Origin of the sequence: Lactobacillus paragasseri (assembly GCF_003584685.1) — a bacterium.
Classification (GTDB): domain Bacteria; phylum Bacillota; class Bacilli; order Lactobacillales; family Lactobacillaceae; genus Lactobacillus; species Lactobacillus paragasseri.
The window spans coordinates 390,594-406,700 of sequence record NZ_AP018549.1; the positions used below are offsets into that span (position 1 = coordinate 390,594).

At 35.7% G+C, this 16,107-nt stretch carries 24 protein-coding genes, 1 other RNA gene and 1 other annotated feature; of the genes, 24 read left to right on the forward strand and 1 reads right to left on the reverse strand.

The features are described 5' to 3' along the window. Nucleotides 1-11: 11 nt before the first annotated feature. The 6 genes from LpgJCM5343_RS01795 to LpgJCM5343_RS01820 all read left to right on the forward strand — a co-directional run bounded on the left by LpgJCM5343_RS01795 (nt 12) and on the right by LpgJCM5343_RS01820 (nt 4,098). The gene (locus tag LpgJCM5343_RS01795; RefSeq protein WP_020807807.1) at nt 12-656 is read left to right on the forward strand and encodes an amino acid ABC transporter permease; all 645 of its coding nucleotides are present in this window, start codon (nt 12-14) and stop codon (nt 654-656) included. Beyond that, complete coding sequence (locus LpgJCM5343_RS01800; protein WP_039157447.1) at nt 643-1,290, forward strand: amino acid ABC transporter ATP-binding protein; 648 nt, start codon at nt 643-645, stop codon at nt 1,288-1,290. Before LpgJCM5343_RS01795 ends, LpgJCM5343_RS01800 begins: the two co-directional genes overlap by 14 nt. Further along, the gene (locus tag LpgJCM5343_RS01805) at nt 1,287-2,078 is read left to right on the forward strand and encodes an amino acid ABC transporter substrate-binding protein (protein WP_101890968.1); all 792 of its coding nucleotides are present in this window, start codon (nt 1,287-1,289) and stop codon (nt 2,076-2,078) included. Before LpgJCM5343_RS01800 ends, LpgJCM5343_RS01805 begins: the two co-directional genes overlap by 4 nt. Before the next feature lie 38 nt (nt 2,079-2,116). Then, nucleotides 2,117-2,240: a sequence feature (ribosomal protein L10 leader region), on the forward strand. A gap of 37 nt (nt 2,241-2,277) precedes the next feature. After that, nucleotides 2,278-2,778, forward strand: coding sequence for a 50S ribosomal protein L10 (gene rplJ / locus LpgJCM5343_RS01810; protein WP_101890969.1), 501 nt, complete (start codon nt 2,278-2,280; stop codon nt 2,776-2,778). A 43-nt stretch (nt 2,779-2,821) separates the two neighbouring features. Further along, nucleotides 2,822-3,184, forward strand: a complete 363-nt coding sequence (rplL, locus tag LpgJCM5343_RS01815) for a 50S ribosomal protein L7/L12 (RefSeq protein WP_003647769.1) — start codon at nt 2,822-2,824, stop codon at nt 3,182-3,184. A 77-nt stretch (nt 3,185-3,261) separates the two neighbouring features. Next, the gene (locus LpgJCM5343_RS01820; protein WP_250881821.1) at nt 3,262-4,098 is read left to right on the forward strand and encodes an ion channel; all 837 of its coding nucleotides are present in this window, start codon (nt 3,262-3,264) and stop codon (nt 4,096-4,098) included. A gap of 34 nt (nt 4,099-4,132) precedes the next feature. Here the strand turns inward: LpgJCM5343_RS01820 and LpgJCM5343_RS01825 are convergent, their stop codons facing one another. Further along, nucleotides 4,133-4,357 carry a hypothetical protein gene (locus LpgJCM5343_RS01825; RefSeq protein ID WP_003649409.1) on the reverse strand — a complete coding sequence of 75 codons (225 nt, stop codon included), beginning with the start codon at nt 4,355-4,357 and terminating at the stop codon, nt 4,133-4,135. A gap of 105 nt (nt 4,358-4,462) precedes the next feature. On the opposite strand from LpgJCM5343_RS01825, the gene LpgJCM5343_RS01830 reads away from it, so the two are divergent. The 18 genes from LpgJCM5343_RS01830 (at nt 4,463) to tsaD (ending at nt 15,955) form a co-directional block, all read left to right on the forward strand. Then, nucleotides 4,463-5,074, forward strand: a complete 612-nt coding sequence (locus tag LpgJCM5343_RS01830; RefSeq protein WP_101890971.1) for a class I SAM-dependent methyltransferase — start codon at nt 4,463-4,465, stop codon at nt 5,072-5,074. A gap of 76 nt (nt 5,075-5,150) precedes the next feature. Beyond that, nucleotides 5,151-5,333: a hypothetical protein gene (locus tag LpgJCM5343_RS01835; RefSeq protein ID WP_003647765.1), complete on the forward strand. Its 183-nt coding sequence runs from the start codon at nt 5,151-5,153 to the stop codon at nt 5,331-5,333. A gap of 160 nt (nt 5,334-5,493) precedes the next feature. After that, nucleotides 5,494-5,976, forward strand: a complete 483-nt coding sequence (gene tadA / locus LpgJCM5343_RS01840; RefSeq protein WP_101890972.1) for a tRNA adenosine(34) deaminase TadA — start codon at nt 5,494-5,496, stop codon at nt 5,974-5,976. A 33-nt stretch (nt 5,977-6,009) separates the two neighbouring features. Then, an RNA gene (ffs, locus tag LpgJCM5343_RS01845) (signal recognition particle sRNA small type) lies at nt 6,010-6,090 on the forward strand. A 62-nt stretch (nt 6,091-6,152) separates the two neighbouring features. Further along, complete coding sequence (gene dnaX, locus LpgJCM5343_RS01850) at nt 6,153-7,961, forward strand: DNA polymerase III subunit gamma/tau (RefSeq protein WP_101890973.1); 1,809 nt, start codon at nt 6,153-6,155, stop codon at nt 7,959-7,961. A gap of 11 nt (nt 7,962-7,972) precedes the next feature. Next, on the forward strand, nt 7,973-8,302 hold the full coding sequence (locus LpgJCM5343_RS01855) for a YbaB/EbfC family nucleoid-associated protein (protein WP_003647760.1): 330 nt from the start codon (nt 7,973-7,975) through the stop codon (nt 8,300-8,302). 2 nt (nt 8,303-8,304) lie between these two features. Continuing rightward, nucleotides 8,305-8,904 (forward strand): recombination mediator RecR, encoded by a 600-nt coding sequence (gene recR, locus LpgJCM5343_RS01860; RefSeq protein WP_101890974.1) that lies wholly within the window; start codon nt 8,305-8,307, stop codon nt 8,902-8,904. Further along, nucleotides 8,901-9,137 carry a YaaL family protein gene (locus LpgJCM5343_RS01865; protein WP_003647758.1) on the forward strand — a complete coding sequence of 79 codons (237 nt, stop codon included), beginning with the start codon at nt 8,901-8,903 and terminating at the stop codon, nt 9,135-9,137. Before recR ends, LpgJCM5343_RS01865 begins: the two co-directional genes overlap by 4 nt. Before the next feature lie 107 nt (nt 9,138-9,244). Beyond that, complete coding sequence (gene tmk, locus LpgJCM5343_RS01870) at nt 9,245-9,886, forward strand: dTMP kinase (protein ID WP_101890975.1); 642 nt, start codon at nt 9,245-9,247, stop codon at nt 9,884-9,886. A 13-nt stretch (nt 9,887-9,899) separates the two neighbouring features. Beyond that, nucleotides 9,900-10,226 carry a cyclic-di-AMP receptor gene (locus LpgJCM5343_RS01875; RefSeq protein WP_003649403.1) on the forward strand — a complete coding sequence of 109 codons (327 nt, stop codon included), beginning with the start codon at nt 9,900-9,902 and terminating at the stop codon, nt 10,224-10,226. Next, entirely contained in the window at nt 10,226-11,083 is an 858-nt protein-coding gene (locus LpgJCM5343_RS01880; protein WP_003649402.1) for a DNA polymerase III subunit, read from the forward strand. The genes LpgJCM5343_RS01875 and LpgJCM5343_RS01880 overlap by 1 nt, the downstream gene beginning before the upstream one ends. A gap of 10 nt (nt 11,084-11,093) precedes the next feature. Continuing rightward, complete coding sequence (gene yabA / locus LpgJCM5343_RS01885; protein WP_003649401.1) at nt 11,094-11,438, forward strand: DNA replication initiation control protein YabA; 345 nt, start codon at nt 11,094-11,096, stop codon at nt 11,436-11,438. Nucleotides 11,439-11,441: 3 nt separating this feature from the next. After that, a complete protein-coding gene (gene rsmI / locus LpgJCM5343_RS01890; RefSeq protein WP_003651995.1) occupies nt 11,442-12,299 on the forward strand; it encodes a 16S rRNA (cytidine(1402)-2'-O)-methyltransferase in 858 nt (285 codons plus the stop codon). A gap of 17 nt (nt 12,300-12,316) precedes the next feature. Next, nucleotides 12,317-13,051, forward strand: coding sequence for an acyl-[acyl-carrier-protein] thioesterase (locus LpgJCM5343_RS01895; RefSeq protein ID WP_113576185.1), 735 nt, complete (start codon nt 12,317-12,319; stop codon nt 13,049-13,051). A gap of 50 nt (nt 13,052-13,101) precedes the next feature. After that, nucleotides 13,102-13,617 (forward strand): folate family ECF transporter S component, encoded by a 516-nt coding sequence (locus tag LpgJCM5343_RS01900; RefSeq protein WP_167435357.1) that lies wholly within the window; start codon nt 13,102-13,104, stop codon nt 13,615-13,617. A 28-nt stretch (nt 13,618-13,645) separates the two neighbouring features. Then, a complete protein-coding gene (tsaB, locus tag LpgJCM5343_RS01905) occupies nt 13,646-14,371 on the forward strand; it encodes a tRNA (adenosine(37)-N6)-threonylcarbamoyltransferase complex dimerization subunit type 1 TsaB (protein ID WP_101890977.1) in 726 nt (241 codons plus the stop codon). Further along, a complete protein-coding gene (gene rimI / locus LpgJCM5343_RS01910) occupies nt 14,355-14,912 on the forward strand; it encodes a ribosomal protein S18-alanine N-acetyltransferase (protein WP_039157420.1) in 558 nt (185 codons plus the stop codon). The genes tsaB and rimI overlap by 17 nt, the downstream gene beginning before the upstream one ends. Continuing rightward, nucleotides 14,909-15,955 carry a tRNA (adenosine(37)-N6)-threonylcarbamoyltransferase complex transferase subunit TsaD gene (gene tsaD, locus LpgJCM5343_RS01915; protein ID WP_048685678.1) on the forward strand — a complete coding sequence of 349 codons (1,047 nt, stop codon included), beginning with the start codon at nt 14,909-14,911 and terminating at the stop codon, nt 15,953-15,955. Before rimI ends, tsaD begins: the two co-directional genes overlap by 4 nt. Nucleotides 15,956-16,107: the final 152 nt, after the last annotated feature.

Consider the following 16,107-nt stretch of genomic DNA (forward strand, 5'->3'; position numbering starts at 1 on the left):
AGGTGAAGGAAGTGCTAAATTATATTTTTAGTATTTTACCTTCATTGTTTTCCGGTGCTTGGTTAACTATCGAAATCTTTTTTTGGACGACTGTAGTTTCTATTCCATTAGGTTTGTTAGTCGCTTTTGGCTTACATTCAAATTTAAAACTGGTTAAGGCTATTTTGAAATTCTATGTATGGATTATTCGTGGTACGCCGCTTTTACTCCAATTAATTTTTATTTTTTATGGCTTACCAACTGTCGGAATAGTTTTTCCAAGATATGAGGCTGCTTTAGTTGCTTTTATTATTAATTACGCCGCATATTTTGCTGAGATTTTTCGTGGGGGTTTACAAGCCGTTCCTGTTGGACAATTTGAAGCTGCACAAGTGCTGGGGTTAAGTCGCTGGCAGACTATTAATCGAATTGTTCGACCACAAGTTGTTAAAATCGTTCTTCCTTCAATCGGAAATGAATTAATTAATTTGGTCAAGGATTCTAGTTTAGTTTATGTAATTGGCTTAGGCGATTTACTTCGTGCTGGAAATGTGGCAACGGCGCGTGATGTATCTTTAGTTCCACTTGTCTTAGTAGGATGTGTATATTTGGCAATGACTGCGGTTTTAACAGCTTTATTACGAGTAGTGGAGAAGAAGAGCAATGTCTGGAAATAAAGTTTTAGAGCTTAAGAAGATAAGCAAGAGCTTTGGTACAAGAAAAATTATTGATAAATTAGATCTCTCACTTGATCAAGGCGATATCCTAAGTATCATTGGGCCATCAGGCGCAGGTAAGACAACATTATTACGTTTAATTGCGGGCCTTGAAAGTGCAGATAGTGGAAAATTTATCCACAATGGAAAAGAATTTGATCCAACTGATCGTAATAATCATTTGGTAGGGATGGTTTTTCAAGATTATAATCTTTTTCCTAATCTTTCGGTGATGGATAATATTACTTTGGCACCAATTATGGTGAATAAGGTGAGTAAAGAAGATGCTGAAAGGGCGGCAGAACCTGTTTTAAAGCAGTTAGATTTGGAAAAGTTTAAGAATTTGTATCCTTACCAATTGTCAGGTGGACAAAAGCAACGTGTAGCAATTGCTAGAGCATTGCAAATGAAGCCAGAAATTTTGTGTTATGATGAACCAACTTCAGCTTTAGATCCTGAATTGGTAGGAAAAGTAAAAGAAATTTTCTTAAAGCTTAAACAAACTGGAATGACGCAGGTTGTTATTACGCATGATCATCAATTTGGGAAAGCTGTCGCTGATAAAATCTTAAAAGTTGAGCCAATAGAAAAATGATGAAAAAAATAATAAAAGTTTTAGGCTTACTGATGATTGTTATTACAGCCTTGGGATTATATGGTTGCCAAAGACAGGAAAGCTCTTGGCAAAAAATTAAAGAGCGTGGAACCTTAGTAATTGGTGTGGATGATAGTTTTGTGCCGATGGATTTTAGACAAAAAAATGGTAAGTTAGTTGGCTTTGATGTCGACTTAGCAACAGCTGTTTGCAAGAAAATTGGTTTAAAACCTGATTTTCAAACTATCGATTGGTCAATGAAAGAAACCGAATTGCGTAATGGAACAATTGATGTTATTTGGAATGGTTATACCAAAACGAGGGCTCGAGCAAAAAAAGTAGCATTTTCACGACCTTATCTTGAAAATGACCAAATTTTAGTTACGCGTAAGAAAGATAAGATAGATAATTATCGTCAAATGAAGGGAAAAGTCCTTGGCGTTCAAACTGGGTCTTCTGGAGCAGACGATTTAGATAATTATCCTAATGTTCTAAAAAAGCGGGTTAAAAGCATAGTTTTATATGATACTTATAATAATGCCTTCATTGATTTGAAAGCCGGTAGAATCACCGGTTTATTGATTGATGGAGTGTATGCCAATTACTACCTAGCTCATAGTAAGTATCAAAAAGAATTTAAGAAAGAAAAACTACCATATCCGAGCGAAAAGTTTTCAGTAGGAATAAATAAGAAAGACAAGATTTTAAAAGATAAGATTAATCAAGCTCTTGAGCGTCTAGAAAAGACAGGGGAGTTAGAGAAAATACGACAAAAATGGTTTAATTAAAAAAAGCTATTGACGACTTATCTAATTTAAGGTAATATATTGTACAGTAAATTCTACCTAAGACTCGGGTGGCTAACGTGCCTTAATATCCCGCCGAGGCCAGAAAAACTAAGAGTTTTACAACTCCATGTCTTTTTGGCATGGAGTTTTTATTTCGGCTGATAGAATTTATCTTAAAGTAAATTTGGAGGTGAATTCGTTGAGTAAAGCAATCATTGCTAAAAAAGAAAAGCTTGTTGATGACTTTGCAGCAGAACTTAAGGAAGCTAAAGCTATCTTAGTAATTGACTACTTAGGTTTAACTGTTGAAGAAGTAACTAACTTACGTAAGGATTTACGTGATTCTAACGTTAAGATGAAAGTTATCAAGAATACTTACTTAAAGCGTGCTGCTGAAAAGGCTGGTATCGAAGGTTTAGACGAGACTTTTGTTGGTCCTACTGCTGTTGTTTACACTGCTGATGCAGATGACATTACTGAACCAGCTCGTATTGTTTCTAAATACGAAGACGATATCGACGCATTATCAATTAAAGGTGGTATGCTCGAAGGTAAGGTTGCCAGCCAAGAAGAAATCAAGAAACTTGCAGCTATTCCAGGTCGCGAAGGTTTACTTTCAATGCTTGTATCTGTATTACAAGCTCCAGTTCGCAACTTTGCATATGCTGTTAAGGCTGTCGCTGATTCAAAAGACGAATAATTATAGTAAATTTACACATATCTAATTTCGGAGGAAACTTATAATGGCTTTAGATACTGAAAAGATTATTGAAGATTTAAAAGGTGCTTCAATCCTTGAATTAAACGACTTAGTAAAGGCTATTGAAGACGAATTTGGTGTTTCAGCTGCTGCTCCAGTTGCTGCTGCAGGTGCTGCAGGCGCAGGTGCAGAAAAGACTGAATTTGACGTTGAATTGACTGATGTTGGTCAAGAAAAAGTTAAGGTTATCAAGGTTGTTCGTGACATCACTGGTCTTGGCCTTAAGGATTCTAAGGACCTTGTTGATGGTGCTCCTAAGAACGTTAAGGAAGGCGTTTCTGAAGACGAAGCTAACGACATCAAAGCTAAGCTTGAAGAAGTTGGCGCAACTGTTACTGTTAAGTAATAAGGTCTTAACTGAACACACTATTAAAAATGAGGACTCTATTTTACGGAGTCCTCATTTTTGTTTACAATAAAATTATGCTTAAGAAAAATTTTTATAAATGGTTTAAGGCTACTTTAGCTATCATTTCAATTGTATTGATCGTTCTAGACTTTGCAGCCATAATTGATATTAATGGTACTAATAGTAAGTGGTTTTGGCTTAACAATATTATTTTAATTATTTTAGCAATTGATTATTTTTATAGGCTATATCTTGCTAAAGATAGGCGGGCTTTTTTTAGCAATAATATTTTTGAATTAGTGGCAATTATTCCGGTTGGAATTGCTTTTAACTGGATGAAATTTGCGCAATTGGGAGATATTGGTCTATATTTTAGACTTTTGCGTTTAATTCGCCTGGCCGGACTAGTGGGGATGCTGAAAGATATTTTGCACACTCATGGCATTTTATACGTAATATACTTTAGTATTGCATTTTTAATGTTAGGATCAGTTGCAATATCAATTACTGAACACGTTTCACTTGATCAAGCCTTTTGGTGGGCGATTACCACTGCAAGTACGGTTGGTTATGGTGACATTTCACGGCATACAATTTCTCCACAATCTTTGTTGGGAAAACTAGTGATTCTAGTAATGATCTTGATTGGAGTAGGAGTAATGGGAATTGTTACTAGTTCTCTTACTGCCTACTTGATGAGGAGAAATGAAGGAAAAGTCAGTATTAAAGATAAAGATGCAGAATTAACCTTAATTTTAGATAAATTAGACCGGCTAGAGCAGCAAAATAAGCTTCTCGCTCAGCAAACCCAAAATTTACAAGAACAAATTCAAGAATTAAAAGATAGTCATACACCTAGCGAATGGAACAAGTTTAAGGATTGGATAGAAAAAAGAAAAGATAAAAATTAAAGCGTAAATTCAAAAAAGATGAATTTACGCTTTTTTACATGGTTAAATAAAAATGTAAAATGATCATGAATAAAAGATAGCAGCCCGCGATGATAATAATAACCCACCCAGCAGTCAGCCAAAATCTAGCCCAAGTTTGACTGTTAGTTGAAAGAACACGGCCAAAGACAGCTTGATTGCCTTTTATTCTGAATCCCATCCATAGACAGAAAATTCCGACAATAATTGCTAAAATAAATATAGGAATAGAAACTAACATTCTATCTCTTCCTTTCTGTAATCATTCTAATTATAAAGCTTTGTAGAAAAAAGCAAAGTAGAATTGATAAACTATAAGATAGAAATTGAAGAAGCGAGAATAATTATGACAAAAAAGAATCAAATGTATTTTGCGGCTAATCCGGATGCTAAACATGATGAACATTTAGTTGATTATCATATTGACGATATTGATTTGAAATTTACAACTGATGCAGGCGTATTTTCAAAGCTAAGAATTGACTATGGTTCTGGTGTATTAATCAAAACCATGAAAGACTTAACCTTTCCAAAAGCTGGGATTTTAGACGTTGGAACAGGGTATGGTCCAATGGGCTTATTTGCAGCTAAATTTTGGCCAGATCAAGAAGTTGATATGGTCGACGTAAATGAACGAGCTCTTGATTTAGCTAGAAGAAATGCAAAGTTTAATCAAATTAACAATGTTAATATCTACCAATCAGATATTTATGAACAAGTGGATAAAAAGTATGGGCTAGTGATTACTAATCCACCAATTCGGGCTGGAAAGAAAGTAGTTGACCAAATTTTATCTGAAGCTAAAGAGCACTTAGTGGAAAATGGAATTTTGCTAGTTGTCATTCAGAAAAAACAAGGAGCCCCAAGTGCAAAGAAACTAATGACAAAAGTATACGGAAACTGTGAAATTTTAGCTCGGGATAAGGGATATTACATTTTAATGAGCAAAAATAATTAAAAAGATAACGATAATGGTTTATAATGAAAGCGAATACAAAGTAGAGAAGATAATACTTTGAAAGAAGTGAATCATTATGAAGCTATTGATTAATATTATTTTAGTCTTAATTGTTTTGGCTGGGTTTGGTGGAATGATTTATTTATCAGTTAATGGTAATAGATTCCTTGGTGCAGCTGGTTTGGCTATGCTTTATTTTGTCGGATCAATTGGCTATTTTGTTAACTGTTATACGATTAAAAAACGTGGCCGAATTTAATAGAAGAGATCCAAAAGATCTTTTTTATTTTTACTTTTTATACTATACATGAATATGTTTAATAATGAACTTCTTTACGTTAGCAGTTAATTTAACTGGCTTTTTCGATTACAATAATAATGATTAATAAGAATTATAGGAAAGATATTGAATAAAATATATGTTTGAAAAAAGCGATAAGGAAGAATACATGCAGCTAGCTTTTGCACAGGCAAAAAAAGCTGAAGACCAGGGAGAAGTACCGATTGGTGCAATTGTTGTGGATAAAGATGGAAAAGTAATTGGCGAAGGCTACAACAGACGCGAGCTTGATGAGGATGCAACCCAGCATGCAGAAATGATTGCGATTAGAGAGGCCTGCAAAAATCTGGGTTCTTGGCGTTTAGTTGATTGCAGCTTGTTTATTACCCTTGAACCATGTCCGATGTGCAGCGGTGCAATTGTTAATTCACGGCTAGCTGAAGTTTATTATGGCGCTTTTGATCCTAAGGCCGGAGCTGCTGGAAGTGTAATTGATTTATTCAAAGTAGAAAAATTTAATCACCACCCTCAAGTTTTTGGAGGCTTATTTAAGGATCAAGCAGCGCAAATGTTAAAAGATTTTTTCCGTGAAATTAGGCGTAAACAAAAGCAAGATAAATAGTGGAAAAAATAGTTAAAATACTGTATTATAGTTTGTGGGCAATGTCCGACCTCCAAATTGTGTCAGGACCGGAAGGTAGCAGCACTAAGGTTGCTTGGGCATGTGCCTTTTTTTGAGAAAATAAACAGCTCTTAGCTCGTTTGAGCTAGGAGTTTTTTTGATAAAGGAAGTGCAAAATGGCTTATCAAGCGCTATATCGTAAGTGGCGTCCTAGAACTTTTGATGGAGTTGTAGGGCAGACAGCGATTACTGATACATTAAAAAATGCAATCAAGCGTGGCAAGATATCACATGCTTTTTTGTTTGCGGGACCACGTGGTACTGGTAAAACATCATGTGCAAAGATTTTTGCAAAGGCCTTAAATTGTACTAATTTGCAAGATGGTGAGCCATGTAATGAGTGTGAAAACTGTCTTGCGGCAGATCGAGGGACGATGAATGATATTATCGAAATCGATGCAGCATCAAACAATGGTGTTGATGAAATTCGTGATATCCGCGATAAGGTAAAATATGCTCCCACACAGGGGAAATATAAAGTTTATATTATCGACGAAGTTCATATGCTTTCGATGGGTGCCTTTAATGCCTTACTTAAGACACTAGAAGAGCCACCTGAGCATGTAGTATTTATCTTAGCTACAACTGAACTTCAAAAAGTCCCAGCAACTATTATTTCAAGAACTCAGCGCTATAATTTTAAACGGATTGATCAACATGATTTAATTGCTCGCATGACTTATATTCTTGGTCAAGAAAAAATTGGCTTTGAAGAAAAGGCACTTGAGGTAATTGCTCAAGTTGCTGATGGTGGAATGCGGGACAGTTTAAGTATCTTGGATCAAATTTTATCCTATGATCAGGATAAGGTTAAGTATGACGATGCCTTAAAAATTACTGGTTATGCTGCTCAAGAAAAGATTGAGCAAGTCTTATTAGACTTACTTAAGGGCGAAACGTCAGAAGCATTCGAAATAGTTCATAATTTACTTCAAGATGGGGCATCAACTAAGAATATCTTAGATGAACTAATTAGCTTAACTGTTAAAGGGATGCTGGTTATTAAGAGCAATAAAGAGGCAACTTTTTTAACTAAAGATTATGCAGCAGAATTAGCTAAGATCCCAGAAGAAAAATTTTATAATTTAGTTCAAGCAGCCAATACTGCTTTAAATGATTTGCGCTACACTAATCAGCAACAAATTCCACTTGATGTGTTTGTGGTTCAAGTCACGCAAGGGGTAGGCGGAAATGCACCAGTAGAACAAGGTGATTCAGTTTCTTCAATTGTCGTTCAAAAGTTAAAAAATGAAATTGATAATTTAAGTAAACAAGTTGCTGAACTAAAAAATAGACCAGTTCAAGTAACTAATAGAAGTAGCTCTGACTTTTCTGGGACTATTAAGACAGAAACTAATTCTCGTCCTAAACAAATTGCTGCTCAAACAGCTAATACTGATCAAAAACCTAAGAGAAGAAAAGCTAGTGCAAATAACCAAGCAGCACAGGAAAATAATCGCCGTCAAGTCTACCATGTACTTGAAAATGCGACGAAAGAGGACTTAAATACAGTCAAAGATATTTGGCCAGATTTATTGTCTACTTTGAAGGTATCTCAAAGAGCCGTCATGGAAGTTTTGAATCCTGTAGCTGCAAGTCATGAGCAAATTGTTTTAAAATGTAAATATGAATTATGGTTTAAACGGGCAAATCAAGATGGAGATTTAATTTCTCAGCTTGAAGCTGAAATTGCCAAGTTAACGAAGCATAATTATAGTATTGTTTTAGTTGCAGATTCTTCATGGCTAAAAGTACGGCATGATTTTGTAGCAAGTCATAAAGAAGAATTACTTGCTAAGAAATTTCAAAAAATAGAAAAATCTGAACAAGAAACAAATGAAAATCAGGTAGATCCTCAAGCTAAAAAGGAAGTTATCGATAAAGCAAAAGAACTTTTTGGAGATCTAGCGCAGATTAAAGATTAAGGAGAGAAAAAATGAGTAGAAGACCTAATTTTGGTGGTATGGGCATGGGCAACATGCAAGGCTTAATTAAGCAAGCTAAAAAGATGCAACAACAAATGGAAGCTGAACAAGCAAATTTAGCTACTCAAGAATTTGTTGGCAAGTCTGCTGATGATATGGTAGTAGCAACTTTTAGTGGTGACCGTCAATTAAAAGACTTAAAGATTGATAAGGAAGCAATTGATCCAGATGATCCAGATATGCTTCAAGATTTAGTTATTGATGCTGTTAATAAAGGAATTAAGGCAGTCGATGATGCTACTCAAGCATCAATGGGAAAATACACTAAAGGTTTGATGTAATTATGCAATATCCATTACCAATTGCACGTTTAATTGATAATTATATGAAGTTGCCTGGTATTGGTGAAAAAACAGCAACGCGGTTAGCTTTTTATACAATGGACATGCCTGAAGATGATGTGGAAGACTTTTCCAAGTCATTAATGCAGGTAAAAGAAAATCTTCACTCTTGTTTTATTTGTGGAAATATTACCGAGAGCGATCCATGTGAAATTTGCCGAGATGCAAATCGTGATCGTTCAACAATTATGGTGGTAGAGCAGCCAAAAGATGTAATGGCTTTTGAAGAAATGGGTGAATATAACGGTTTATACCATGTTTTACATGGTGTTCTGTCCCCAATGGATGGTGTTGGCCCAGAAGAAATTAATATTAAGAGCCTAATTACTAGACTGCAAAAGCAAGATGAGGTTAAAGAAGTCATTTTGGCTTTAAATTCTAGTCCAGAAGGTGAAGCAACTGCAATGTACTTAGCTAAGCTAATCAAACCAGCCGGCTTGAAAGTGACGCGCCTAGCTGCAGGGTTAGCTGTAGGTAGCGATATTGAATATGCAAACTCAATTACTTTGAAGCGCGCTGTTCAAGGGAGAACAGATCTATGATTGGAAAAAGGCATAAAGTTAAAAAAGCAGGCGATGAGCGACTATTAAAAGTAGTTGCTCAATTACAAAGACAACTTGCAGAACAAAAAGTTTTTGATCAGACAACAATTGATTATTCATTTGATAATCGCGTTTTAAATAAAATTCTACATGCAAAATTTATTTTTTTGTATGAAGAAGCAAGAAGAAGAAACACTAAATCTAGTAGCTCATCAAGCGTGATTACTAGATAATGTAGTCCACCACTGGTGGGCTTTTTTTGTGGAAAAATAAATAATCTGAAAAAAACAAGTCTGTCTTTCTTTTTTCTTTTACAGTACAATGCCAATTGGGGGTAGACATGAAAGGATATTTAATTACATTTGAAGGCCCAGATGGGGCAGGAAAAACCACAGTTATCAACGAGCTTATCAAGCAGTTGCCAAAAGAAATACAGAAAAAGACGATTATTACACGTGAACCTGGTGGATCAAAAATTTCTGAAAATATTAGGACAATTATTTTAGATCCAGCAAATAAGGAAATGGATGATCGAACTGAAACTCTTCTTTATGCAGCTCAAAGAAGTCAGCATGTTAGTGAAGTTATTCGCCCAGCTTTGGCAGCTGGAAAAATTGTTTTATCTGATAGATTTATCGATAGTTCTTTGGCATACCAAGGTGTTGGCAGAGATTTAGGCGTTGAAGCTGTAAAGCAAATTAATGATTTTGGAACTGGCGGTCTTGAGCCTGATTTGACGATCTTTTTAGACTTAGATCCTGCAACTGGCTTGGCTAGAATTGAAAAGGAACGAGCAGGGCAAGAAGATCGACTTGAACAAGAAAAATTAGCTTTCCACAAAAAAGTTTATGCCGGATATATAGACTTGTTAAAACGATATCCTGATAGAATTAAAAAGGTGGATGCTAATTTGCCAATCGAGGAAGTTGCAGCTAATAGTGTTAAAATAATAAGAAAGCAATTACCTGATATTTTTATGTAAGGATTTGGTAAGAATGAAACTCGTTTTAGCAATTGTACAAGATAAAGACGCGGATGCATTGGCAAGAGAATTTATTCAAAATAATGTGCGTGCAACAAAATTAGCTACAAGCGGCGGCTTTTTAAAGGCAGGAAATACAACTTTTATTGTTGGGATTGAAGATGACCGAGTAAATGAAGTATTAGAAATTATCAAAAAGAGTTCCCACACTAGAGAACAGTATGTTTCTAATATGAATATGGATGCAGCGGGAACTTCAATGCTAGGTAAGCCTGTCCAAGTTACTGTAGGCGGAGCAACGGTCTTTGTATTACCAGTTGAGGAATTTAAGCACTTTTAATGATTGATTTAAAAAATATAGGTCAAAAGCAGACTGATCTTTTAAGGGATGCATATTTAAATAAAAAAGTTGCCCACAGTTATTTGTTTGTCGATCCAATGCAAAAAAAAGGACTTAATACAGCTTATTGGCTGGCATGTCTTTTTAATTGTACAGGAGAAAATAAGCCTGATGGGACGTGCAATAATTGCCAAAGAATTTTAGATGGCAATCATCCTGATGTCTTTTTAGTAAAACTAGAAGGAAAACAGACGCTTTCAATTGATCAAATTCGTCCTTTGAAAGAAGAATTGGCAAAAAGTCCTGTTGAAGGCAAGCGACGTTTTTTTATCATTGAAAATGCTGAAAAGCTAACTTTAGCTGCAAGTAATGCTTTGCTTAACTTATTAGAAGAGCCGGTAGCACCTGTAGTTACGATTTTGATAACCAATAATGAAAATCAAATCTTGCCAACAGTTAAGTCTAGAACGCAGATTCTTAATTTCTCTGATGAAAAAATTGATAGTAAGAGAGCGCAGTTGCTTGAATATGGCTTAACTGATGAAGAAATTGATGATCTAGGCGATACGGCTAAGCTTGAAGAAGAAAGTAAGTATTTGTTCCAAGAGTTATTAGAGCAGAATGATTTAGCACTGGTACGCGTGAGCCAGATTAGCGGTCTTGCTACAAAGCCAGCAAGTCAAAAATTTGTTTTTTATCAACTTAAGACTTTAGCGATGAAGAGTCTAGCAGCTGGTGAAAAGTTAAGGAAAAGTGCATTCTTATTGGAGTTGTTGATGACTGCTGATAAGATGCGAGCTAGTAATGTTAGTTTCCACAATACGTTAGATTATTTAGTATTGAGTTTTGAACGGTAGGTGTTTTTGAGTGGATCCATTTTCACAATTGTCACAATTACAGCAAAATCTTCAGGCAATGACAAAAACTGTTGCCGGTCTGGAAAATGACATGCTTGAAGTATTGAAAGAAAATACAGAGTTAAAGGTTGAAAATCAACTATTAAGAGAAAAAATTAGTAAATTAGACGCCAACAAAGAACCAGCAGAAAGTAAGTCCCAAGCTGGTCTAAAATCACTACGTAATATTTACGATTCTGGCTATCATATTTGCAACATGTATTATGGCTCTCACCGTGAATCTGGTGAAGATTGCATGTTTTGCTTAGATATTTTAGATAATTTCGTAAATCACGGACAAAAAAATAGGGGATAAAAGATGCAAGCGCAAAGTAGTTTTAATGAAAAAGATAAGGGGCGTCTTTACCTTGTCCCTACACCAATTGGCAATTTAGAAGATATTACTTTAAGGGCGAAGAGGATTCTAACTGAAGCTGATTATATTGCTGCTGAAGATACTAGAACCAGCGGAATCTTACTTGAAAAAATTGGCGTTCATAATAGGATGATTTCTTTTCATAAGTATAATTCTAAAGAACGTGCGCCAGAATTAATTAAATTGCTTAAAGAAGGAAATACGATTGCCGAAATTTCTGATGCTGGGATGCCGGTTATTTCCGATCCTGGTTATATTTTGGTCCAAGAATGTATCAAAAATGATATCCCGGTTGTTTCGCTTCCAGGACCTTCAGCTTTTGCGACAGCTTTAATTGCATCTGGCTTTGATGCTCAACCATTTACCTATTATGGCTTTTTACCGCGTAAGAGTAGTGAGCAAAAAGTATATTTTGAGATGATGAATCAGGCACGTGCGACTTCAATTTTCTATGAAGCACCTCATCGTTTAAAGAAGACTTTAAAAACTTTGGCTGAGGTAATTAAACCAGATAGAAAAATTGTGTTAGCTCGTGAACTAACGAAGATTCATGAGGAATATTTAAGAGGTACAATTAGTGAAATTAATGAATACTTCACTAAGAATGATCCTCGAGGCGAGTTCGTAGTTTTGGTTTCACCAAATGATGAGAAAGAAAAGCAACTTTCTTGGGATGAGCTAATCAAGCAAGTGGCTGATCGAGTTGAAGCTGGCGAAAGTAAAAAGGATGCTATTAAGTTAGTCGCTAAGGCTAATAAAGTATCAAAGAATGAGCTCTATGATAAATATCATCAAAATTAATTGCGTGGTGATCGCTAATGGAAAAGATTTTTAAAGAAGAACATCAGGTTACTTATGGCGACTGTGATGAAACGGGGAAAATTCAGCTTCCTAAATTAATTGAACATTTTATGAAAGTTTCAAATGATCAATTAACTCAAGGCAATGCTGGGATTCATGATTTATTAAAACAAAACTTAGGCTGGGTGGTAGTTGAATACCATCTTGATCTTGAGCGTCTTCCTGAAGCTGGTGAAAAAATTACCGTTACAACAAACGGTAGCGGTTATAATCGCTTTTTTGAATATAGAGATTGTGGTATAATAGACTCTACTAACAAAAAGATATTAGATGTCAAAAGCCAATGGGTGATTTTAGATCTAAAAAATCGAAAAATTACTGAAGCAGATAGTCAAATGATGGAAAAGTTTGGAAATCCATACTTGAAACATATGCCACGTTTTAAGAGATTACGTCCTTTGAAGGATTATGAATCGAGTAAGACATATGCGGTTCGTTACTATGATTTAGATACAAATCATCATTTAACTAATAGTGTTTATTTTGATTGGATGATTGATACTTTACCAAGAGAATTTTTGAATTCTCATACTGCTAAAAGTGTCGATATTTCATTTAAAAAAGAAGTACAATATGGCGATCAGGCCGTATCTGAGCTTACGCTTGATCAAGATACGCTTACGTCGTATCATTTGATTTCTAATCAAGGTGAAATTTCTGCTTTGGCTGAAATTAGTTGGAGAGAAAATTAAGAGCATGACTTGTTAGTACAGTCGTGCTTTTTTGGAAGGTAGGGATGCCAATGAAGACGGGAATAAAGAAAATAGATTTGCAAGGTTTAGTTACTTTGGCACTATTTGTAGCGATGGATATTGTATTAGAAAAAATTTCTTTTGGTACTTCAACTGTAAAAGTAGGATTGGGATTTATTGGAAGTGCGCTTTTAGGATATTATTTCGGTCCACTTTGGGGTGGAATCGGCGCATTAATTAGTGATTTATTGCGGTCAGCTATTTTTGGAGTTGAGGGAGGTTTCTTCCCCGGCTTTACTCTGTCAGCTATTGTTGGCGTGGTGATCTATGCCTTATTTTTATACCAAAAACCAATTAAATGGTGGCGCGTTATTGCAGCGACTTTATTAGTCACTTTAGTAGTTAATGTATTAATGAATACTTATTGGCTTCACCTACTATATGGCCTAGACTTACGAGCAGCCTTCTTACAAAGAATCTTGAAAGAGTTAATTACGCCATGGATTCAGATTGTTGTACTTTACGTGATTTTAAATGCTTTTCAACGTGTTAAAATAAGAAGGTAATTTCGATAATATTAAGGATAGAGTTTAAATGAAGATATTAAGTATCACGACTGCAACCAATCATTTGAATGTAGCTTTGAATGATGGGGATAAAATTGTTGAAAAAAATGAAGAGGATCATCGCAACCATAGCGAGCATTTAGATCCTTTGATTACTGAATTACTAAAAGAAAATAATCTTACCTTAAAAGATATTGATCGTTTTGCAGTGGCAGAAGGGCCAGGTTCTTATACGGGATTGAGAATTGGAATTACAACTGCTAAGATGTTTGCTTCTATTTTAAATAAAGATTTAGTCGGAGTATCAACTTTGGCTGCTTTAGCTAATGGAGTAAATGACGGAGTGATTGTAAGTGAGTTAGATGCTCGTAACAAGAATTTCTTTGCTGGGGTTTATCGAAAAGTAAATGGTAAGCTAGAGAACTTAGTTCCAGATGGTCATTATCATTTAGACGATTTAATTAATAAGATTAAAGAATTGGGTCTGCCTGAAGAAGTTGTCTTTGTCGGCAGTCCAATTGATAAATATCAAGATGAGATTGAAGACTTGTTAGGGTCAGACAACTTTAAGCAAGCTGCAGGCGATAATCAAATTCATGCTGGGGAAATTGGTAAGTTAGCACTTAATAAGAAAGCAATTGATCCTGATAAGATGGTGCCAAAATACTTGAGACGTACGCAAGCTGAAATTGATTGGCATAATAAGACTGGAAAGGCATTTGGTCCAGATAGCGACTATGTTGAAGAAGTTTAGTTTATTTTTTCATCCAGCAGAAATTGACTTGAGTTTTTCGCCTTTTGCTTTGAGACTTGATAATCAAACTTATCAAATTATGAAGGCAAGCGATGAAAATATTGCTGACTTGTTGGGCTTAGAGCAAGAAGTTTATTTTGGCAGAACCCCATGGAGTCGATTTTCTTTTAAGAGCGAATTGAAAAAGCATGCCAATTCTTTGTATCTTGTGGTTTATCAGGGTTCAACCTTGGTAGGCTTCGTCGGGATGAGAATGCAGGCACAAGAAGGACATATTACTAATATTGCTGTTAAGCCTGCTTTTCAAAAAAGAGGAATTGGTGGATTTTTGCTCAGGACGATGATTGAAATTGCTCAAAAAAATCATGCTGTTCAGATGACCTTAGAAGTTCGAAGCGATAATTACAATGCGCAGAGCTTGTACCGGAAGATTGGATTTAGGGATAATTTTATTCGGAAAAATTATTATTCGGCTGAACATGCGGACGCCGTAAGCATGATTAAAAAGATAGCAGATAGAGAACAGGAAGAAGTAAATTGACAAAAAAAGATATTCGAATTTTAGCATTTGAAAGCTCATGTGATGAAACTTCTACCGCCGTAATTAAAAATGGGCGCGAAATTGAAAGCTTAATTGTAGCTACTCAAATAAAAAGCCACCAACGTTTTGGCGGGGTAGTGCCAGAAGTTGCAAGTCGTCACCATATTGAAGTAATTACTCAAATTACTAAGGAAGCTTTAGCTGAAGCAAACGCTACTTGGGATGATATTGATGCAATTGCCGTTACCTATGGACCAGGTCTAGTTGGAGCTTTGTTAATTGGGGTTAGTGCCGCAAAGGCAGCTTCAATGGCAACTGGGATTCCATTGATTGGCGTTGACCATATCATGGGTCATATTATGGCAGCGCAATTAAAGGATGAAATTGAATATCCAGCACTTGCCTTGCAAGTTTCTGGTGGTCATACTGAAATCGTCTTGATGAAAGATCCAATCCACTTTGAGATTGTGGGTGATACAAGAGATGACGCAGCTGGTGAAGCCTATGACAAGATTGGTCGAGTTTTGGGAGTTAATTATCCAGCTGGTAAGACAATTGATGAGTGGGCACATAAGGGTAAGGATACTTTCCACTTCCCACGGGCAATGATGGAAGATGATGACTATGATTTTTCATTCTCAGGCTTAAAGAGTGCCTTTATCAACACTTGCCACCATGCAGATCAAATTCATGAAAAACTTGATAAGTATGATTTAGCTGCAAGTTTTCAGGCTTCAGTTGTTGATGTGTTGAGCCACAAGACAATTAGAGCGATCAAAGAATATAAGCCGAAGACATTTATCTTAGGCGGCGGTGTCGCCGCGAACCACGGCTTACGCGATAGATTAGCAGAAGAGATTGAAAAGTTACCTGCTGATATTAAGCCAAAGGTGATTTTACCGGACTTGAAACTTTGCGGAGATAATGCGGCAATGATTGGTGCAGCTGCATATAACTTGTACAAGGCTGGTAAGTTTAGCGATGAGAATTTGAATGCAGATCCATCACTTGAGTTGCCATATGCAGAGAGCATGTTGAAATAGAAAAATAGTTATGAAGAGAGTCGAACAGGGATGTTTGGCTCTTTTTTGGTAGAATGTTTTTATTTTCTAGTTTTAAATAACTGACACATTAACATTTCATTAAAAACAAGCAATTTCTCCGTTGCTTGTTTTTTCTTATCACTAACATGTTT